Source organism: Promicromonospora panici, assembly GCF_900608595.1.
Taxonomy (GTDB): domain Bacteria; phylum Actinomycetota; class Actinomycetes; order Actinomycetales; family Cellulomonadaceae; genus Promicromonospora; species Promicromonospora panici.
On the sequence record NZ_UWYY01000013.1, the window covers coordinates 54578 to 74283 of the forward strand.

Annotated in this window: 13 protein-coding genes; 7 read left to right on the top strand and 6 right to left on the bottom strand. The window is 69.8% G+C overall.

The annotated features are described in order from the left end of the window. Window positions 1-184 precede the first annotated feature (184 nt). The 3 genes from EW117_RS30805 to EW117_RS16300 all read left to right on the top strand — a co-directional run bounded on the left by EW117_RS30805 (window position 185) and on the right by EW117_RS16300 (window position 5835). Window positions 185-2962, top strand: a complete 2778-nt coding sequence (locus tag EW117_RS30805) for a golvesin C-terminal-like domain-containing protein (protein WP_479725114.1) — start codon at window positions 185-187, stop codon at window positions 2960-2962. Continuing rightward, window positions 2959-3915: a DUF1796 family putative cysteine peptidase gene (locus EW117_RS16295; RefSeq protein ID WP_129787765.1), complete on the top strand. Its 957-nt coding sequence runs from the start codon at window positions 2959-2961 to the stop codon at window positions 3913-3915. Before EW117_RS30805 ends, EW117_RS16295 begins: the two co-directional genes overlap by 4 nt. A 540-nt stretch (window positions 3916-4455) precedes the next feature. Next, entirely contained in the window at window positions 4456-5835 is a 1380-nt protein-coding gene (locus EW117_RS16300; protein ID WP_129787766.1) for a M15 family metallopeptidase, read from the top strand. Window positions 5836-6361: 526 nt separating this feature from the next. Here the strand turns inward: EW117_RS16300 and EW117_RS16305 are convergent. Further along, window positions 6362-6979 carry a VOC family protein gene (locus tag EW117_RS16305; protein WP_129787767.1) on the bottom strand — a complete coding sequence of 206 codons (618 nt, stop codon included), beginning with the start codon at window positions 6977-6979 and terminating at the stop codon, window positions 6362-6364. Window positions 6980-7083: 104 nt separating this feature from the next. Here EW117_RS16305 and EW117_RS16310 point away from each other — a divergent pair, with 104 nt between their 5' ends. Both EW117_RS16310 and EW117_RS16315 read left to right on the top strand, forming a co-directional pair. Further along, on the top strand, window positions 7084-8046 hold the full coding sequence (locus EW117_RS16310; protein WP_207211900.1) for a squalene cyclase: 963 nt from the start codon (window positions 7084-7086) through the stop codon (window positions 8044-8046). Window positions 8047-8103: 57 nt separating this feature from the next. Next, window positions 8104-10587, top strand: a complete 2484-nt coding sequence (locus EW117_RS16315) for a glycoside hydrolase family 31 protein (protein WP_129787768.1) — start codon at window positions 8104-8106, stop codon at window positions 10585-10587. A 418-nt stretch (window positions 10588-11005) separates the two neighbouring features. Here the strand turns inward: EW117_RS16315 and EW117_RS16325 are convergent, their stop codons facing one another. The 5 genes from EW117_RS16325 to EW117_RS16345 are packed head-to-tail and all read right to left on the bottom strand — an operon-like array spanning window position 11006 to window position 17188. After that, the gene (locus tag EW117_RS16325; protein ID WP_129787770.1) at window positions 11006-12022 is read right to left on the bottom strand and encodes a LacI family DNA-binding transcriptional regulator; all 1017 of its coding nucleotides are present in this window, start codon (window positions 12020-12022) and stop codon (window positions 11006-11008) included. Between the two features lie 9 nt (window positions 12023-12031). After that, the gene (locus EW117_RS16330; RefSeq protein ID WP_129787771.1) at window positions 12032-14020 is read right to left on the bottom strand and encodes a glycogen debranching N-terminal domain-containing protein; all 1989 of its coding nucleotides are present in this window, start codon (window positions 14018-14020) and stop codon (window positions 12032-12034) included. Continuing rightward, complete coding sequence (locus EW117_RS16335; RefSeq protein ID WP_129787772.1) at window positions 14017-14874, bottom strand: carbohydrate ABC transporter permease; 858 nt, start codon at window positions 14872-14874, stop codon at window positions 14017-14019. The genes EW117_RS16330 and EW117_RS16335 overlap by 4 nt, the downstream gene beginning before the upstream one ends. Further along, window positions 14871-15920 (bottom strand): carbohydrate ABC transporter permease, encoded by a 1050-nt coding sequence (locus EW117_RS16340; RefSeq protein WP_129787773.1) that lies wholly within the window; start codon window positions 15918-15920, stop codon window positions 14871-14873. The genes EW117_RS16335 and EW117_RS16340 overlap by 4 nt, the downstream gene beginning before the upstream one ends. A 5-nt stretch (window positions 15921-15925) precedes the next feature. Then, complete coding sequence (locus EW117_RS16345; RefSeq protein WP_129787774.1) at window positions 15926-17188, bottom strand: sugar ABC transporter substrate-binding protein; 1263 nt, start codon at window positions 17186-17188, stop codon at window positions 15926-15928. A gap of 199 nt (window positions 17189-17387) precedes the next feature. Between EW117_RS16345 and EW117_RS16350 the strand changes: the two genes are divergently transcribed. Further along, window positions 17388-18398: a LacI family DNA-binding transcriptional regulator gene (locus tag EW117_RS16350; protein WP_129787775.1), complete on the top strand. Its 1011-nt coding sequence runs from the start codon at window positions 17388-17390 to the stop codon at window positions 18396-18398. Window positions 18399-18667: 269 nt separating this feature from the next. Then, window positions 18668-19666 carry a hypothetical protein gene (locus EW117_RS16355; protein ID WP_129787776.1) on the top strand — a complete coding sequence of 333 codons (999 nt, stop codon included), beginning with the start codon at window positions 18668-18670 and terminating at the stop codon, window positions 19664-19666. Window positions 19667-19706: the final 40 nt, after the last annotated feature.

Below are 19706 nucleotides of genomic sequence, written 5' to 3' on the forward strand. Positions count from 1 at the left end.
GACGTCGATGCCGCCGTCGGAGGGCCAGACGGCTCGCAACGAGTCGGTGACCGAGTACTTCGACAACGGGTGGATCAAGAGCAGCTCTGACCCGTGGGACATCGCGACGTCGTACGAGTACGACGACCTGGGTGCGCAGACGGCGCGGACGCTGACGTCGGCGGACGGTTCGGCGAACCGGACGATGACGTGGTCCTACTTCCCGGACGGGAAGCTGAAGACCAAGGCCGACGACGGTGTGCCGGTCGGGTCGCACTCGGTGGTGACGGACAACGACACCGCTGGGCTGGCTGAGGCGACGGGTACGTGGGCTACCGCGTCGGCGGCGGGGGAGCAGGGCACGAACCACCGCGCGCATGCGGCGGTGTCGGGTGCCTCGACCGACAAGTTCACGTGGACGCTGGATGTCCCTGCGGATGGGACGTACTCGGTGGCGGTGACGTATCCGCAGGTGACGGGTGCGGCGTCCGACGCGAAGTTCGAGCTGACACACGGCAAGGACGGGGACGGTCACGGCGGTGAGGTGACCGAGCCGGCCTACACGGTGAACCAGACGACGGGTGCCGGCGGGTGGAAGGACGTGGGTCGGGTTGCGTTGCGCAAGGGTGACCCGGTCACGGTGACGTTGGCGCCGTCGGCGACGGGGAAGGTCGTCGCTGATGGTGTGCGGCTGGTGCGGGACAACGCCGCCGATGCGGACACGGAGGCGCGTGCTTTTGCGTACTCGTACGACGTGAACGGGAACCTGACGGGGATCAACGACACGTCCTCGGGCACCCGGGCGGACGACTACCAGGTCACGTACACGGGGTTGAACCAGGTCGAGAGTGTCCGGGAGTCGTTGACGGGTCAGGTGACGGCGACTACGAGCTACTCGTATGACGTGCTGGGGCAGCCGCTGACGGTGGCTCACCCTGATCAGGCGTCGGCGTACAAGTACGAGGATCCGCGGCATCTGCTGACGTCGGTGTCGGTGGACGACCTGAACGACACGGCCGCGGCGAAGGTGACTCGGTACAGCTACGACAGCCGAGGCATGCGGGCTACCGAGACGAAGGCCAATGGGAATGTCGTCACCAACGGGTACTTCCTAGGTGGCGCGCTGAAGTCGCTGCGCGAGGAGAAGTCGGGCGGCGCGCTGGTTGCGTCGCACGCCTACACGTACGACAACAACGGCAACAAGCACACGGATGTGGCGTCGAAGGCGAACGCGGACGTCGCGGGGGCGTATCTCGAGTCAACGACCACGTACTCGTACGACCCGGTGGACCGGCTCTCGCGGTCGGTGAAGACGGGGAACGGGGCCAAGACCGAGACGTACGTGCACGACGACAACGCGAACGTCGTCTCCCAGAACGTGGGTGGGACGGCGACAACGTACTCGTACGACCGCAACCGCCTGCTGACGGTGACGGCTGACGGGGCGACGGCGTCCTACCGGTACGACCCGTTCGGCCGGCAGACGTCGGTGGTCTCGGCAGGATCGACGATCAGCCGGACGACGTACGACGGGTACGACCACATCGCGCAGTCTGAACAGACGAATGACGCAGGCGTGCTCGAGTCGACTACGTACAAGTACGACCCGCTGGACCGTACGGCGTCCAAGACCGCTGGCGGGGATACGACTGACTACACGTACCTGGGCTTGTCCAGCGAGGTGCTGGTCGAGGAAGTCGCCGGTCAGCTGACCAAGTCGTACCAGTTCTCGCCGTGGGGGCAGCGTCTCTCCCAGATCACCCACCAGGCCTACCCGGAAGCCGGTGTCGAGGCGGGAGAGAGCGCGTACTACGGATACAACGCGCACACCGACGTCGAGACCCTGACCGACGATGCCGGGAACACGGTCGCGACCTACGGGTACACCGCGTACGGCAACGCCGACCAGTCGGAGTACACCGGAATCGACAAGCTTGAGGCCGGCACGCCAGAGGATGTGGAGCCTTACAACTCCTACCGGTACAACGCCAAGCGATGGGACGCAGGCTCCGGGACCTACGACATGGGATTCCGGGACTACGCCCCGGGCCTCAACCGGTTCACCACGCGGGACATGTACAACGGGGCGTTGTCCGACATGGGGCTTGGCACCAGCCCTTACACCAGCAACCGGTACGCGTTCGGAGCCGGCAACCCCATCTCCATGATTGAGATGGACGGCCACCTGCCATGTAAGGAAGGTATCCAGGCGGCCTGCGGTGACTCGGTCCTCAACTCCCTCGGCGCCAATGTCGAAGGAGGGACGAGCGGAGATGGGGGCACGGCAGCGCCCGCCGAAGCGAGCGCTGGGCCTAGTTGCTACGACAACGCCCCTGTGAGCACGGGGTCTATGTACCCCATGTCCGGCATCACTGCTTGCGCGCTCGCTGAGACTTCAGCAGAGGACCCGCACTTCGCGCTAGAGATGTTCGGGAACGTCCCGGTGGCTGGTGAGCCGCTCGATGGCATCAACTGCCTCTGGTACTCCGCGGACGGAGGCTCCGCATTCGACATCGGAACCTCTTGCAGTGCCATGGTTCCGTTCCTCGGTTGGTTCTCGAGCGTGGCCAAGCGGAGCGACGACGTCGCGGGAGCCGCAAGCACTGCAGACGATGTCTGGGGGTTGTCGCCTACGCTCCGTGGCCAGGCCATCGAGGATGCGGTGGCCGCGACTGACTACGCGGATTGGTTCCGCGTCGGATCTCTGCACAACGGTTACTTCCCACTGGTCGACTTCCAGAGGGGAACGTCGCTGGTGAGCTTGAAGTCGGTAGACTCGTCGAGCGCATCAGGCTTGGCGCGGATGCAGAAGCACATCGACGACCTGGCGGCGGCTCAGCGGGGAAATGCGACCGTGAGTGGAAGTCCTGCTCAGATCGGCCTTGACATACGGACGAACTCGGGCGGAAGCGATGCGCTCTCGAGTTTGATTGGTTACGGACAGAGCCAGGGAGTAAACGTCATGATTCGGGAGTTCCCGTGAGGGCTCTAACCAAAATGTGGTTGGCTGATGGCGCGATCGACGGACCGATGTTTGCGCGGCTGGTTGATTCTTGCAATATAGGTTTCAAGCCTGAGACGATCCGGATCGGAGCGTCTCAGGGAACGCGGGAACTACGGTTCAAGGACGCTAGGTCGCTTCGGATTCTGGCAGAGGAACCGCACCTGCGACACGCTCGACTGATTGGAGCGGGCGGTGAGAGTATTGCGCTGGCGAATTATGCGGGACAGCCGATCAATCAACTACTCTGGGAATTGCCGCAGCCGCCTGCAGACTTGTCGCTGATTGAAGCAGTGACCGACTTGCCAGGGTTCCGTGCCGCATACCTGTGCGACGGCGACGACGTATTCTGGCAGTCCGAGGACTCGCTGAACGCTTACGAGGTGCACGGTCGTGACCACGCTCACCTTCCGAAAGTTCGTGGCGGGGGTTTCTTTCCTGGGCAGGACGAGACGATCGACGTTCGTGAGAACCCGGGGCGGGAGCGACCGGTGGGTGGGATCCTCCTACTCGCGGCGTCAATGATGTGGTTCGGCCCGCCAGCCTTCGAGGTTTTGGATCGAGGTCGGCTACTGGGCATCACGGATGGGTCTGTGGTCGAGAGGGCCAATGGGACTGTGCGTGTCGAACTGTTCCCGTTTGACTGGTACACCGACAGTGTGTCCGACCTTCGGCACGTCCAAGCTCGATTTTCTGACGCCATGAGATTCGACGAACTAGAATCACGGGCAGAAGAGTTCAGACCCGAGATCGATCCAACTTTCGAGATCACCAGCGACGGTTGCGTGCATGGCGGGGCCCGCCGTGTCATCGAATGGCTCGACGAAACCGGGAAAGTGGCTACTCCTCAGTCAAACGCGGCACGTGTACGCATCACGGAACTATCCGGAACAGGCGAGGTGCTCCATCGGACGGAGATGCCAGCCCAGGCGTGATGCGACATTAGGTGAACGCCGGTCCGATCATGATCGGGATGGTCGGTTGCGTGAAATGCTTGACGTGGAGCCTCCTTGGAGTCCCTGCGATAGTGAACGAGCTCCCCGCGAGTCGAGCGATGGTTTTGATCGGATTAAGCTGAACGCCCTGTCGAGGTCCGGATTTGCGATCACAGGCGCGCTTGAGCGGACTGCGCAGCCGATGGTTTCGGTAGGCGACCTGCGGCACCTTCGTATCGCATTCGATGATCACGGAGTTTACGACATTGTGTGTCTCGGCGTCTCATTGCGGACGGCGCCATCCGCGGCGACCAGCGATGGGTCCATCGATTCTTTCGAGGATTCCTGAGTCGGATCGGCGGTACCTGCTGATCATGGGTAGATGGTCTCTTGGGGGGCCGGCCCGACTGGCCGCGGATAGCCGTAGATCTGTGCGAGATAGGGGCGGGCCCTGGCCAGGTGGTTGATTTGACCGAAGCTAGTGGAAATTCACCCGCTGCCGCCTCTGCATGGAGCCAGTCCTCGCTGTAGGTTTCTTCGGTGCTGACCCAGACGCCCCTGTGGCCGGAGCTGCAGGCGCCTCGACGCCCGCCGTGGCCGCGGCGCGGCAGGCGCGCCTCGGGGCGGCGCAAGCGTCGGACGATCGGCATCGTCGCCGTCGCGTTGACCATGGTCGTGGTGGCAGGGAGTGCGTACGCGTTCGATATGTTCGGCCCAGAGGTGACGGATCCGCCGTCCGCGGTGGCCGAAGCGCAGACGGCGATCGCGGAGAGCGCGACGCTCCGCGCAGACCTGGCCGGCGAGATCAAGGATGCCCGGACCGTCCTGAAGAGCCCAGACGGTCAGGCCGCGAAGAAGCCCGAGCGCCGAACACTGAACTCAGCGATCGATGACGCGCAGGATGTGGTGACGTCGCTGAAGTCGGTGGCGTCGTCGCCGTCGGGCACGATGGATGAAGCCAACGCGGTGCTGGGACTGACGAGCGTGCTCCACGACGACGTACCCGTCGTGACTGCCGCCCTGCGAGACGCGGCCAGTGCGGTGGTCGCTTCGGGTCGGCAGGTTCGGTTGGAGCGAGCGGCGTCCGAGGTGGAGGCAGCTCGTAGCGCTCTGCAGGCGGTGGTGACCGACGGCGAGCAGGTGTACGCGGAGTCCGCCAACGCGCGTGATCGGGGTGATCTTCGCACGGCGCTGGATCTAGCCGGTGACCTGACCGCCCAGGCGGATGAGCTGCTGGAGGCGGCGGCCAACGCCCAAGCGGACGACGTCGCGGATCTAATCGGCAAGGCCGGGCGGCTGACCACGGCGATGCCCGAGGCGACGGTCCAGATCCAGGTCGCGACCGCCGCGCTGCTGGCCGAGACCTCGCAGGACGGGACGGCGGTGGATGCGGGCGTCGTCGACCCGGCAACCGACGAGACAAGCACCGATCCTGTGACCAACCAGGCCACTGCTGAGGATGCCAGCACCGCCGCTGCAGGCACCTGTCCCGAACCGGACCAGGTGTGGTCCGCGGAGAACGGCCACCTGTCCTCCTCAGAGCTGGCCTCGATCCCGTTCGCGTCGAGCCACTACGTGCGCGCCGACGTCGTGGGTGGGCTGACGGACCTCAACGCCGCGTACGCGGCCGAGTTCGGCGTGAACCTGACCATCAACTCGTCCTACCGCACCTACGCGGAGCAGGAGGCGCTGTACGACCCGTCGTCCGACACCGCGGCCCCGCCCGGCTGCTCCAACCACGGCACGGGGCTGGCGATCGACATCGGCGGCGGCGTGCAGACGTTCGGGTCGGCCCAGTACGACTGGCTCAAGGCCAACGCCGAGGCCTACGGGTGGGTCCACCCACCGTTCGCCGAGCCGTCCGGGCGCAACCCCGAGCCTTGGCACTGGCAGTCCGTCCAGGCGCCGAACAGCTACTGAATGCGGGCGATTCCAGCCATTCGAGGTGACGCGACGATGGACGCGTGAGGGCCAACCGGTTCGGTCCAGGAGGGATTGAGCTTTGGAGCAAATCTTGGCCTACCTGTTTGGGCTCAGTATCCTCGGAGGTTGGTCGTGGCTTCTTGTCTCTGGGATCCTCAGGCTTCGAAGCCCGCGCGTGTGGGCAGAGAAAGAAGCCGACAGGCGGCATGGCGACCCGCTGAGGAGGTTTCTTAATCCCGAAAAGGCGCGCCCAGATCCTGCGTCGCTTGTGCTCGACGCGGTGCTCGATGGGTTGATTCGGGTGTTCTTTGCAATCTGTATCCTTATCTTGTTGATACTCGCTTATCTGGACGATCCGAGTTTGCTGACTCGCGGTAATTGATCTCGATTCGTCGCGACCCGTCGTCGAAGACCGTGGCCCGGACGGGGCGCAACCCCGAGCCGTGGCACTGGCAGTCCGTCGAGGCGCCGAACAGCTACTGACGCACTGGACGGATCCGCCGCGGCTTACGCGAGCCGAGTCTCAATGGCTCACCCGCACCGGCTCCCACGCGAACCCGTCCGGGTCCGTGAACTCGCCGAGGTCGCTGTTCACCGCGAGCCGGTGCGAGCCCGAACCCTCCGGCGGAACGCCGGCGTCCTTGGCCAGTGCCGCCCGCTTGTACAGGCCGAACCCGATCGGGCTGGAGCCCATGTTGAAGTCGACGTACGAGCCGAAGCTCTTGCCCACGGTCATCCCTCGCTCGACGTAGAACTTCTTGCTCGCGGACACGTCGGAGGCCCCGATCAGCAGGACGATCTCGTCGATTTCCCGGGAGGCCGGGCCGGAGTCCTTCTTGGCGGAGGTCGCCATCTTCCAGATGGTGCCGTCGGGTACCTGGACCACGCCGCCGTGGCCCCACATGGACTTGGTGACGGGCTTGAGGACGCTCGCCCCGGCGGCGACCGCGGCGTCGAACAGTGCCTTGACGTTGGCGGGCTGGGAGGAGATGAGGGAGAGGTGGAATCCGCGGAACCCGCTCGTGGGCGCGTCGGTCTCGCGGAGCTGGAGTCTGTCGCCCAGGTCGAAGGCGGCGTCGTAGAAGGAACGTGCGGTGCTGGGGTCGGTCACCTCGAGGGTGACGGAGTCGATGTTTGCCATGCCCATCACGCTAGATCCGCGCAGCATCGGGTGCTTCTCGATTCCTGACCGACTCGCGCCGACTCGCACTTACCGGGCCGCCTCGTTCGCAGTAGCCTCCTGATGTGCCTCCCGCACCCGAGCTGCTCGACTGGTTGCTCGACGCCGACCCAGCCCTGCGCTGGCAGGTCGAGCGCGACCTCGCGGGCGCGCCCGAGGGCGTGTGGCGCGCCACCCGGGCCCGCGTCGCGACGGAGGGGTTCGGCGCCCGCCTCCTCGCACTGCAGGACCCGGACGGGCAGTGGGCCGGCGGCGCCTTCTTCCCGGCCGGCTACCAGGGCGAGGAGGATGGCCAGCCCTGGACGGCGACCACCTGGACCCTCACCAGCCTCCGTGACTGGGGCCTGGACGCCGCCGTCCTGGCAGGCACCGCCGAGAAGCTGGCCGCGAGCTGCCGCTGGGAGTACGACGACCTGCCCTACTGGGACGGCGAGGTCGACTGCTGCATCAACGGCTGGACGCTCGCCAACGGCGCGTGGCTCGGCGTGGACGTCTCGGGCATCGCCCAGTGGTTCGTGGACCACCGCCTGGCCGACGGCGGCTGGAACTGCGAGTGGGGCGAAGGCTCGACGCGCTCGTCGTTCCACTCCACGCTCAACTCCCTGAAGAGCCTCCTGTATTACGAAGCGGTGACCGTCGGCAGCGACGAGCTGCGGGCCGCGCGCCGGACTGGCGAGGAGTACCTCCTGGAGCGCCGGCTGCTCCGGAGGCTGTCGACGGGCGAGCTCGTCGGCCCCTGGGCGACGTGGTTCGGGTATCCGTACCGCCACGCCTTCAGCGCGCTCAACGCCATGGACTACTTTCGCGCGGCGGCGCTGCACGACGGCGTCGGGCCTGATCCCAGGCTCGCCGACGCCGTCGAGGTGGTCCGGGCAGCCCGCCGCCCGGACGGCACCTGGCTGCAGGAGGGCCGCCTTCCGGGCCGGGTCTGGTTCGAGGTGGACGTGCCGCCGGGCGACTCGTCCAAGTGGCTCACGTTCTACGGCACCCGTGTGCTCGACTGGTGGGACGCCGCGAACGCTGCGTAGCCGCAGTCGCCGTCAAGCACCGAGCCCGAGCCACCGAGTCGAGCATCGAGGAGAGTCATGGCAGAGATCGTCGACAGCCTGCCCGTCATCCGGCCCCTGCCGGAGGCGGCGCCGCACGCGCGGTCCGAGCAGCAGGTGCACGGCACCGGCTGGCGGATCACGGTCCTTTCCGACGGCGTCTTCCGCGTCGAGCGGTCGGCGGACGGCGGGTTCGAGGACCGCGCGTCCACGTTCGCGATCCGCCGGGACCTGCCCCCTGCCGACTTCACCGTCGAGCGGGTCGGCGCCGGCGTGGTGCTCACCACGAGTCGCGCCCGGCTGCGCTACGACGGCGGGGAGTTCTCCCCGAGCGGGCTCGTCGTCGAGGTGCTCGGGCGGGACTCCGGGCGCTGGCGGTACGGCGAGCCCACGCGGGACCTCGGCGGCACCGCCCGGACCCTCGACGACGTCGACGGCCGGACCGAGCTGGAGCCCGGTGTGGTCGCGCGGGGCGGGATCGCCGTCGTCGACGACTCCGTGTCGTTCCTGTTCGAGGACGACGGGTGGGTCGGCTCGCGGGTTCCCGGCCGCCAGGACCTGTACGTGTTCGCCCACGGGCGCGACTACGCCGACGCCGTCCACGACCTGTACCGGGTCTCCGGCCACCCGATGCGGCTGCCGCGCTGGGCGCTCGGCAACTGGTGGAGCCGCTACCACCCGTACAGCGACGAGTCCTACCTGGAGCTCATGGACCGCTTCGACGACGAGGGCATCCCGTTCTCCGTCGCGGTGATCGACATGGACTGGCACCGGGTCGGGTCGGTGCCCCCGGAGTTCGGCAGCGGCTGGACGGGCTACTCGTGGGAGCCCACGCTGTTCCCGGACCCGAAGGGTTTCCTGCGCACCCTGCACGAGCGGGGCCTGCGCACCACCCTGAACCTGCACCCGGCCGACGGCGTCCGCGCCTTCGAGGACGCGTACCCCGCGATGGCCCGCGCCATGGGCGTGGACCCGGACAGCGGCGAGCCCATTCCTTTCGACCCGATCGACCCGGTCTTCCTGCAGGCCTACTTCAGCGAGCTGCACAACCCGCTGGAGGAGCAGGGAGTCGACTTCTGGTGGATCGACTGGCAGCAGGGCCGCACCTCCGGCCTGCCCGGCGTGGACCCGCTGTGGGTGCTGAACCACTACCACCACATCGACGCCGCCCGCGACGGCGGACCGGGCATGACCTTCTCCCGGTACGCCGGCCCCGGCAGCCACCGGTACGCGGTCGGGTTCTCCGGCGACACCGTGGTGTCGTGGGCGTCGCTGGCGTTCCAGCCCGAGTTCACGGCTACGGCGTCCAACATCGGGTACTCCTGGTGGAGCCACGACATCGGCGGGCACACGCGCGGCGTGCGCGACGACGAGCTGGCCACCCGGTGGGTGCAGTTCGGCGTCTTCTCGCCGATCATGCGGCTGCACTCCGCGAACAACCCGTTCATCCGCAAGGAGCCGTGGGTGTTCCCGCCGGAGCACCGCGAAGCGATGAACGACGCACTGCGCTTCCGCCACCGGATGGTGCCCTACCTGCACACGATGAACCACCGTGCCGCCGAGGGCGTGCCGCTCGTGCGGCCGATGTACCACCTGGAGCCGCGCCGCCCTGAGGCGTACTCGGTGCCGAACCAGTACGCGTTCGGCAGCGAGCTGCTGGTAGCGCCGATCACGGCGCCCCGTGATGCCGTGTCGCTGCGAGGGAGCGTGCGGGTATGGCTCCCGGAGGGGTTGTGGACCGACATCTTCACCGACGCCGCCTACCAGGGCGGGCGCACCGTGGAGATGCACCGGGACCTCGGCTCCGTGCCGGTCCTGCTGCGCGCGGGCGGCATCCTTCCGCTCGACGCAGGCCCCGACCTCGACGCCACGCGCAACCCGACGGCGCTCGAGGTGCTCGTCGCGCCGGGCGCGTCGGGCGGGCTCGTCCTGGCCGAGGACGCCGAGGACGACTCGGTCAGCGGTGGTTCGGTCGGAGGCGTCTCGGCCGACGGCGAGCCCGTCGGTGGCGGCGGGCCTGCCGCGCGGACGACTCTGTCGTGGGACCTGGAACGCGGCGAGTTCCGGATCGGCGCCGCCGTCGGGGACATCGCCGTGCTGCCTGCGAGCCGCGAGTGGACCGTGACGTTCCTGGCCGCGCTGCCCTCGGGGCCGGTCACGGTGAACGGGGCACCCGTCGAGGTGAGCGGCGTCGACGGGCGGTGGAGCGTGACGGTGTCCGCGCCGACGGCCGAGTCGGTGCTGGCAGGGTCGTGGCCGGTCGGAACATCGTCGGTCGGATCCCCTGCCGGCGAGGCTCTGGTGCAGATCGCCGTCGGGCCGCTGCGGGTCGGCTCGGACCGGCGCGGTGCGGCGCGGATCATCCTGGAGTCCGCGCAGATCGGGAACGTGGAGAAGCTCGAGGCGTGGGGCATCGTGAGCAGCGAGCGGAGCGCGGCCGACAAGCTTGCGGAGCTGGCGGCGGTCGACCTCCCGGAGTCGGTCCGGGCGGCGCTCGTCGAGCAGCTCGCGGCGGTCGACTAACGCGGAGGGCGGGTGCCGGGTGGGCTGAATCGCGTTCGGATGGGGCTCCGGTTTGCGGGCTGTGCTGAATAGTTCAGCCGGGGTGAATCGTGCGAGCCCACGCTGAACAGAATTCGGCACACCTGGCACCCGCCACCCGCATCACCCGCATCGCCCCTGTCACCAGCGTCACCCGACCGCGCGGGACCGCCGAGCTGCCGGGCCGCCGGGCCGCCGAGCTGCCGGGCCGCCGAGCCGCCGGGCCGCCGGACCGCCGGGCCGCCGAGCCGCAAGTTGGTCGCGTATCCCTCGCCGAACCGAAACGACACGCCGAATGTTCGAGCCGCCTCGGCGTGTCGTTTCGGTTCGGCGCCCAGGTCGACCCGGAACCTGCGGTTCGGCGAGGGAGATCGACCGGCAACCTGCGGTTCGGCGGCGGTCAGGGTAGCTCGGGGGCGCTCTCGCGGTAGAGGATCGTGTGGCCCACCGTGACGTGGCGGCCCGGGGTGGTGAGGCCCTCCAGGCGGTCGAGCAGCAGGTCGAGGGCACGTTCCGCCAGCGCCCGGGTGTCCGGCGCGACGGACGTCAGGCTCGGTGCCGTGCTCGCGCCGAGCTCGATGGCGTCCCAGCCGATGACGGCGACGTCGGCGGGGACGTCCAGGCCGTGCCGGCGTAGTGCGCGCAGTGCGCCGATGGCGGCGAGGTCGTCGCGGCACAGCAGGCCGTCGAGGTCCAGGCCGGCGTCCAGTGCGGCGCTGAGGGCTTCCTCGGCGTCGCGGGCGTCGCCGTCCTGCGGCCGGGGGACGAGCCAGGACGGGTCGGCGGGCAGGCCGGCGTCGTCGAGCGCGGCGCGGTAGCCCTCGATCCGGAGCGTCGACGTCCACGACATCCGGTCGGTCTCGTGGCCGAGGAACCCGATCCGTCGTCGTCCCATCCGCACCAGGTGCCCGACGGCGTCGCGGGCAGCGGTGACGTTGTCGATGGCCACCTGGTCGGCGCCGTCGGGCTGCGGGTCCTCGCCGAGGAACACGATGGGCATGCCGTGCCGCAGCTCGTCGAGGTCCCGGGCGTCCGGGACCTGCGGCTGCATCACCATGCCGTCCATGATCCCGGCCTCGCGGTCGCGCAGGACGGAGCGTTCGCCGTCCGCCGTCGCGCCGGTCTCCGCGAGCAGGAGGCGGTAGCCGCGCGACTCGGCGACCCGCGCGAAGACGTGCGCGAGCTCGGCGAAGTACGGCCGCCGAAGGTCGGGGAACGCGAGCCCGAGCATGCTGGAGCGGCCGGTGGCAAGGCTGCGGCCGGTGCGGTTGGGGCGGTAGCCGAGCTCGTCGATCGCGGCCTGCACCCGCTCGCGCATGCCCGGGCTGACGTGCTGGTACCCGCGGACCACGTTGGACACGGTCTTCATGGAGACCCCCGCGCGATCTGCGACGTCCTGCAGGGTCACCCGGTTCATGACGGAAGGTTATCCGGGCACCGCCGCGGGAACCGAGCGGGTCACCGCCAGGCAGGTGATGGCCGCCGCGGCCGACCAGGCCTGGGGCCGACAAGCCGCCGGGTACGGTGTGGGCACGCCGGCGCGGGTCGCCGGGTCGCCGCCGTGCAGCTCGGGCACGCGGTAGCCGAAGCCCTCGGCCGCCGCCAGCAGCCCGTTCACCGCGCGCACGGCCTGGTCGGCGAGCCCCGCCCGGTGCATGCCGTGCACGACGATGGCGGTGTCGTGCGTCCAGACGCTGCCGCCGTGGTACGACAGCGGCCAGTAGCCCGCCGCGCCGGTCGACATCGTGCGGATCCCGAAGCCGGTGGACATCGCCGGGCCGAGCAGCAGGTCCGCGACGTGCCGCTCCTCGGCGGCGTCGAGGATGCCGGTGCCGATGAGGTGCCCGATGTTGCTCGTGAGGGTGTCGACCGGCCGCTTGTGCCGGTCCAGCGCGACCGCCGGGTAGCGCCCCTCGGGCGTCTCCACCCAGTACGTCCGCGCGAAGCGGGCGCGCAGGTCGGCGGCCCAGGCGCGGAGCACGGCCGGGCGCAGGGCGTCCGGCGTCGTCGGGCCGGGTTCGCGCGAGCCGAACGCTTCCAGGAGGTCCGCGCCGGCGAGCGCCGCCTCGTAGGCGTAGCCCTGCACCTCGCAGAGCGCGATCGGCCCCTCGGCCAGGGTTCCGTCGCGCCACTGGATGGAGTCGCCGGAGTCCTTCCAGCCCTGGTTCGCCAGCCCGCGCCCGGTGCGGTCGATGTAGTCGAGGAACCCGTCGCCGTCGCTGTCGCCGTGCTCCAGCAGCCAGGTCAGGGCCCCGCGCAGCGCGGGCAGGAGGGCGGCGACCTCGGCGTCGGGCATGCCGGCGCGCCAGGCGTCGGCCAGCAGGCACACCCACAGCGGGGTCGAGTCGACGCTCCCGTAGTACAGCGGCGGCAGGACGACGTCGTCGTGCGGGATCGCGAGCGGCGACGCGCGCAGCTCGTGCAGGATCTTGCCGGGCTCCTGCGCCGTATCGACGTCGTGGGTGGTGCCCTGCAGCCGCGCCAGGACGCGCAGGGTCGACGCCGCAGCCCGGGTGTCGACCGGGAGCGCGAGGCGTGCCGCCCACAGGGCGTCGCGGCCGAACAGCGTGAAGAACCACGGCGCTCCGGCGGCGAAGAAGTCGTCGTCCGGGTGGCCGGGGAGGGTGAGCCGCAGCGCGTCGAGGTCATCGAGCGCGGTCGCCAGCCAGCGTCCGAGCCGGGGGTCGGCGCCAGGCGGGACCTCCGCCTCGCCGAGCCGCGTGCCCGGCCAGGTGCCGGCGGCGCCCCGCACGACCAGGGAGTCGTCGTGCAGCGTGAGCGACCACGCGGCCCGCGCCTCGCCCCCGGGCGGGACGTCGAGCGGCCAGGACGCCTCGATCTCGCCGTCGGGCGTCCGGGTCACCGTGGCTCCGCCGGCCGTCAGGGTGAAGGACCGGGTTCCGGCGCTCGCGGTCGCTGTCCCGGGGGCCACGGTGACCTTCACGCCCGCCCCGCCGAGCGGCGCGAGCCCCGCCTTGACGTCGTGCAGCGTCGAGAAGTCCGGCCGGAGCCGCAACCGCAGGGTCACGCGCACGGCCCCCGGGAGGCGCGAGCGCACGCTCCAGGTCTCCGCCAGTGCGCCGTCGGCGACTCGGCGGTCCCGCACCAGGCGGACCTTGGGGTCGGGCTGGTCGTCGTCGACGGCGCGCAGGAGGCCGCCGAACACGACGTGCGAGGCGCCCTCCGGGGCGAGCGAGATGTACTCGACCGCGGACTCGGCGCACTCCAGCGTCAGCCCGCTGACGTGCCGGACGTCGCCGTGGTAGACGCCGTCGACGGGCGTGCCGCCGAGGTCGCCGTCGCGGCCGGACCACACCTGGGTCGGGGCGCGCAGGGCGATGACGGCGTCGCTGAGCAGGGGCTGCAGCGGCACCGCTCGATCGGCGGCGCGCACGGGCTCGGGGGTGGTGCTCATTCCTTGACGGCTCCTTCGCTGGCGTTCATGATGCGTCGCTGGAAGACGAAGAACATGACCGCGACGGGGACGGTCATGAGCGCCGCTGCCGCGAGCTTGATCGGGTACTGGCTGCCCTGGCTGAGCTGGCCGCTGGCGAGCGACGCGACCCCCTTGGTGAGGGTCGTCAGCGAGGGGGACTGGGCGGACACGATGAAGTGGCTCAGCTCGTTCCACGACCCCTGGAACGAGAGGATCACGATGGTGACGAGCGCGGGGCGGGCCATCGGCAGGACCACGGACCAGAAGATCCGGAACGTGCCGGCCCCGTCGATGCGCGCCTGCTCCTCGACGGAGGCGGGGATCGACTCGAAGAAGTTCTTCATGATGAACACGCCGGCCGCGTCGACGAGCAGTGGCAGCACCATCCCCGCGTACGAGTCGTAGATGCCGAGCTGGTTGATGACCAGGAACTTCGGGATCAGGAGCACGACGGCCGGCACGGCCATGACCGCGACGAGGGCCGCGTAGACGACGCTGCGCCCGCGGAACCGCAGCCTGGCCAGCGCGTAGCCCGCGAGCGAGTCGAAGAAGACGCGCCCGGCGGTCACGAGCACCGTCACGACGGCGGAGTTGGCGAACCACACGGGGAAGTCCGAGCGGAGGAACAGGCGCCCGTAGGCGGCCCAGGTCAGTGGGTCCGGGATCAGTGAGACGGGGTCGGCGGCGGCGTCCGCCTCCGTCTTGACCGACGTCGCCACCTGCACGAGGAACGGGTAGACGTAGACGAGCGCCAGGGCGATCAGCAGCGCGTAGAGCGCGACCTGCCCGGCGAGCGCCTTGCGCGGCAGCCGGCGGCGCGTGGTGGGGTTCATCGCCGCTCCCGCAGGATCCAGCGCTGCAGGATCGTCAGGAGCACGATGATGACGAACAGGATGAACGCGATGGCCGCGCCCCGGCCCCACTCCTGGGACAGGAACGCCGACTGGTAGCTGAGGTAGGCGGGCGTCAGCGTCGTCTTGCCCGGCCCGCCCTGGGTGCCGGTGTAGATCTGGTCGAAGACCTGCCAGCTGCCGATCAGCCCGAGCGTGAGGACGGTGAACAGGGTCGGCCGGAGCTGGGGGAGCGTGATGCGCCAGAACCGTTGCCAGCCGTTCGCGCCGTCCACCATGGCGGCCTCGTCGACGTCGGGACCGAGGTTCTGCAGGCCCGCGAGGAAGAGCAGCATGAAGGTGCCGCTCGTCGTGAAGATCGCCATGAGCACGAACGCGGACATCGCCACCGAGGGCCCCGCGAGCCAGTCCCACCACGACAGCCCGAGGAAGCCGTGCTCGGTCAGGGCCTGTGGCCCCGACCGGACGCCGAGCGCGCCCAGCAGGTTGTGCAGGACGCCGCTCGGCTCGTTGAACCAGTTGGGTCCCGCGATGCCGAGCCGCGCCAGGACCGTGTTGACCACGCCCGACGTCGAGAACAGGAACAGCCACAGCACCGTGATCGCCACCGAGCTGGTGACTGACGGGAAGTAGAACGCCGTGCGGAACGCGCCCCGGCCGCGCAGCACGGCGCGGTTCACGAGCACCGCGAGGAACAGGGACAGGGCGGTCTGCAGCGGGACCACCAGCAGCACGTACCAGGCGTTGTTGCGCAGCGCGACGCCGAAGTCGCGCTCCGCGAGCCCGCCGCCGGTGGTCACCGCCGCGTAGTTGTCCAGCCCCACGAAGCCGACGTCGGACGACAGGGGACTGCCGCGTCCCGACCAGTCCGAGAAGCTGACCCACAGCGCCATCAGCACGGGCACGAGCAGGAACACGCCGAGGATCAGCAGCACCGGGGCCGTGAAGGCCCAGCCGGCGAGCGCCTCCCCGCGCCGGAGCCCGCGGGGGGACCCGGCGCGGCGCGGTGCCGTCGCGAGAGCAGACATGCGGGCTACTCGGCTATCGCTTCGAGGTTCGACTGGGCGCCACCGAGGATCTCCCGGGGGTCGCCCGTCCCGAGCGACTCCAGCTGGGAGTTGAGGTCGGTGATGACGTCGGTCGCGCCGGCCCAGGTCGGCGGGAACTGCGCGTACTCGGCGCCGTCCAGGAAGGCAGCGAGGTCGGGGTTCGCGCTCGTCCAGTCCCCGGCGGCCGACTGGATCGACGGCATCGGGCCGAACGCCTCCGAGAAGGCGAGCTGCTGCTCGGTGCTCGTCAGGTGCTCGACGAGGCTGAGCGCGGCCTCCTGGTTGGGGCTGTCCGCGGCCATGCCCCAGCAGTTCGTGAACTGCAGGGTGCCTTTGCCGGCGGGACCGGCGGGCAGCTCGATGACCTGGTAGTCGACGTCGGGGAAGTCGTTGGTCAGGGCGCCGGTGATCCAGTTGCCCTCGACGGTCATGGCGGCCAGCTCCTTGCCGAAGGCCTCGCCGGGCCAGCCCGCGCCGAGGTCGGCCGCGTAGGCGAACGTGCCGTCCGTCAGGTGGGTCCGCACGTACTCGAGGCCCTCCACGCTGCCCTCGCTGTCGGCGACCGCTTCGTCGTCGACCACGAGCCCACCGCCGGCCTCGGCCATGAAGACGCCGAGGCGCTGGTACTCGTTGCTGAGCGCGAGGCCCACCTGCTTGTCGGTGGTGAGCGTCTCGGCGACGTCCGCCAGCTCGTCCCACGTGGTGGGGACGTCGGCGTCGGTGAGCCCGGCGTCCTCCCAGAGCTGGGTGTTGATCACGAGCGCGAGCGTCGAGAAGTCCTTCGGGGCGCAGTAGAACGTGTCGTCGACCGTGAAGTTCTCCACGAGGGAGGGGTAGAAGTCGTCCTTGTTCGCCAGGAGGTCGCCGTACGGCTGGAGCGAGCCGTTGTCCGCGTAGCCGGCGACCGCCTCGGGAGCGAGGTAGAACAGGTCCGGCGGGGTGCTTGCCGCGAAGCCCTGGGAGAGCTGCTGGGGCAGGTCGCTGGCGACCTGGACGTCGGCCATAACGCCGGAGTCCTCCGACCAGGCGGCGACGGCGTCCGTGACCGCGTCGGTCTCGGCGTCGCCGGACGACCCGATGAGGACCGTGAGGGCGTCGTCGGAGCTCGTGAGCCCGGTTGCGGTGCCCCCGGCGGCGTCGTCGGCGGGCTCCTCGAAGCCCGAACCGCCGCAGGCGGTGAGCATGAGGGCGCCGGCGACGAGGAAGGCCCCCGTGCCGGCGAGACGCCGTGAGATGTGCCGTGTCATGTGTCTCTTCTCCTTTGATGAGGCAGCACGCGGTGGTGGCCGGTCTGGCCTTGCTGGCAAAAGTTTGAACGATCAAATCGTGCTAGCCAGGAGATTAAGGAGACGGCGGGTGCGGTGTCAAGGTGCGGCCGCCGACACCATAGGATGACGTTTCGATCGTTCAAGACAACGGCCAAGGCAGCGGCAGGAAGGAGTCACCATGGCGAAGGCCCCGACCGTGGAGGACGTCGCACGCGCCGCCGGCGTCTCCCGCCAGACCGTCTCCAACGTCCTGAACGCCCCGGACATCGTGCGCGGCGCCACCCGCGAACGCGTCGAGCGGGCGATCGCCGAGCTCGGCTACCGCCCGCACGCCGCCGCACGCCGGCTCCGCACCCGGCGCAGCTCGACCATCGGGGTGCGCCTCGACCCGTATCTCGGCGGGATCTCCGGCGTGGTGCTCGACCGCTTCGTGCACGCGCTCACCGAGCGGGCCAGCGAGCGGGGCATGCGGATCATGCTGTACGCGGCGCACACGCCCGCCGAGGAGATCGAGCGCATGGGGGACCTCGTCGACGGCGGCGAGATCGACGCGATAGTGCTCACCGGCACGTCCCGCGAGGACACCCGGACGAACTGGTTGCAGGAGCGCGACGTACCCTTCGTCTCGTTCGGCCGCCCGTGGCGCGACGACGACACGGGCGCGCCCGCGCACCCCTGGGTCGACGTCGACGGCGCCGCCGGCACCCGTGCCGCGACGCGGCACCTGCTCGACCACGCGGGCTCGCGGATCGCCTTCCTCGGCTGGCCCGAGGGCTCGGGCACCGGGGGCGACCGCGCCCGCGGCTGGGGCGAGGAGATGTCCCGCGCCGGGACCTCGGGCCCGCGCTGGTACGTCGAGGAGAGCGTCGGCCGGGCGCGGGAGGTGGCCGGGGCCGAGCTCGCGGCCGACCCGGCCGTCGACGGCGTCGTCTGCGTGAGCGACGCGCTCGCCATCGGGGCGCACCTGGCCGCCACCGCCCTGGGGCGGCCCGAGCTCCCCGTGGTCGGGTTCGACAACACGCCCGCCGCCGAGGCGCTCGGTATCGCCAGCGTCGAGCAGCTGCCGGAGCAGGTCGCCGTCGGGGTGCTGGACCTGCTGATGGGGCCGACGGGCGGTATCGTCCTGCGCCGAAGCTATGCCGCCGAGGCGGCATATGTCCTGGTGGAGCCCCGCCTGGTGGTGCGCTGACCTCGACCGCGACGTGGGCGCTCCTGACTCCGGTTCAGCAGGCTCGGGAAGACCACAATCGACCCGATAGTGGTCGCTTCTCGCCTGCTGAATCGCCGTCAGGAGTGAGCCCGACGCTGCGCTCCCGCAAATCGTTCGATGGCGGTCACAGCCCTTCCTCCCGGGAGCACACCGCTGCGAGGTCGACCACAGTTCGGCGTTAGCCAGGTTGTGCACAGCCTCGGCCGGCGCACGCTCGGCAGCAGGCCCAGCGGTGATCTGATCCCGGCATGCGTTCCCTCAGCGCCGTCCCACCAGCAGTGGGCGACCTTGCCGCCGGCCAGGAGGGTCTTGTCTCGGTGCTGCAGTGCTACGCCGCCGGGGTCGACCGGCGCCGGATACATCGGCTCGTCCGGCACGGCGTCTGGCGGTGGGAGGGCGACCGTGTCATCGACACGGATCCCGTCCCGCCGTCGACAAGGGTTCGAGACGACTACTTCGACCACATCCGACGACGGTCCGCCGTCAAAGGTCTGCTTGCCCGCCCCGGAACCGCGGCAGTCGGAGCCGCCGCGGTCGCCCTGCACGGAGTGGCGGGCCTGCCCCGTCACATCGAGCCGGAGGTCGCCTATCCCAGAGGCGCTCGTCACAGAGGGCGGGACGGCGTCGTCGTGCGCCAGTACGGAAACTTCGAGACCGAGCGGTACGGCAGCTGGCGCATCGCCAAGATCGAGCACGCGCTCGCCCAGGCGCTGCCGTGCCTGTCCCGGGACGACGCCGTCGCCGTCATCGGCAGCGCCCTTAACAAGAAGCTGATCAACGAGGCCGGACTCGCCAAGGTCGAACGGCTGCTGCACGGTCGCCGTGATGCCGGGCAAGTGCTGGGCTGGCTCAGCCTCGCCACCAGCGAGGACGAGTCCCCCGCGGAGACCGACGCCCGGCTCTCCTGCATCGACAACGGCGTACCCCCGGACCGGGTCCAGGTCGTGTTCCACAGGAACGGGCACTTTCTCGCCCGCTGCGACTTTGGCTGGCACCTGCACGACGGGCGCTGGCTCGTGGTGGAGATCGACGGTGTCGGTCCACATTCCACACCGGAAGCGCTCGTCAACGACGCACCCCGCCAGAATCGACTCCTGGCGACCGGGATGGTCGTCATGCTGCGCTTCAAGCCCTCCGACAACGACCGGCCGGGCGGGATCGGGGCCGCGGTGGCCGCTCGGCTCGAAGAGCTGGGCGGCTGGACGCCGTCGCCCATCGACGACCACCAGGCCCCGATCAACCTCTGACGCCTGCTGAGCTCGATTCAGTAGGCTCGGGACGAGCACA

Coding starts and splice junctions, on each gene's coding strand:
- EW117_RS30805 (WP_479725114.1), top strand. CDS start 185: ATGACGTGGTCCTACTTCCCGGACGGGAAGCTGAAGACCAAGGCCGAC.
- EW117_RS16305 (WP_129787767.1), bottom strand. CDS start 6,979: ATGGCAAACATCGACTCCGTCACCCTCGAGGTGACCGACCCCAGCACC.
- EW117_RS16315 (WP_129787768.1), top strand. CDS start 8,104: ATGGCAGAGATCGTCGACAGCCTGCCCGTCATCCGGCCCCTGCCGGAG.
- EW117_RS16325 (WP_129787770.1), bottom strand. CDS start 12,022: ATGAACCGGGTGACCCTGCAGGACGTCGCAGATCGCGCGGGGGTCTCC.
- EW117_RS16330 (WP_129787771.1), bottom strand. CDS start 14,020: ATGAGCACCACCCCCGAGCCCGTGCGCGCCGCCGATCGAGCGGTGCCG.
- EW117_RS16335 (WP_129787772.1), bottom strand. CDS start 14,874: ATGAACCCCACCACGCGCCGCCGGCTGCCGCGCAAGGCGCTCGCCGGG.
- EW117_RS16340 (WP_129787773.1), bottom strand. CDS start 15,920: ATGTCTGCTCTCGCGACGGCACCGCGCCGCGCCGGGTCCCCCCGCGGG.
- EW117_RS16345 (WP_129787774.1), bottom strand. CDS start 17,188: ATGACACGGCACATCTCACGGCGTCTCGCCGGCACGGGGGCCTTCCTC.
- EW117_RS16350 (WP_129787775.1), top strand. CDS start 17,388: ATGGCGAAGGCCCCGACCGTGGAGGACGTCGCACGCGCCGCCGGCGTC.
- EW117_RS16355 (WP_129787776.1), top strand. CDS start 18,668: ATGCGTTCCCTCAGCGCCGTCCCACCAGCAGTGGGCGACCTTGCCGCC.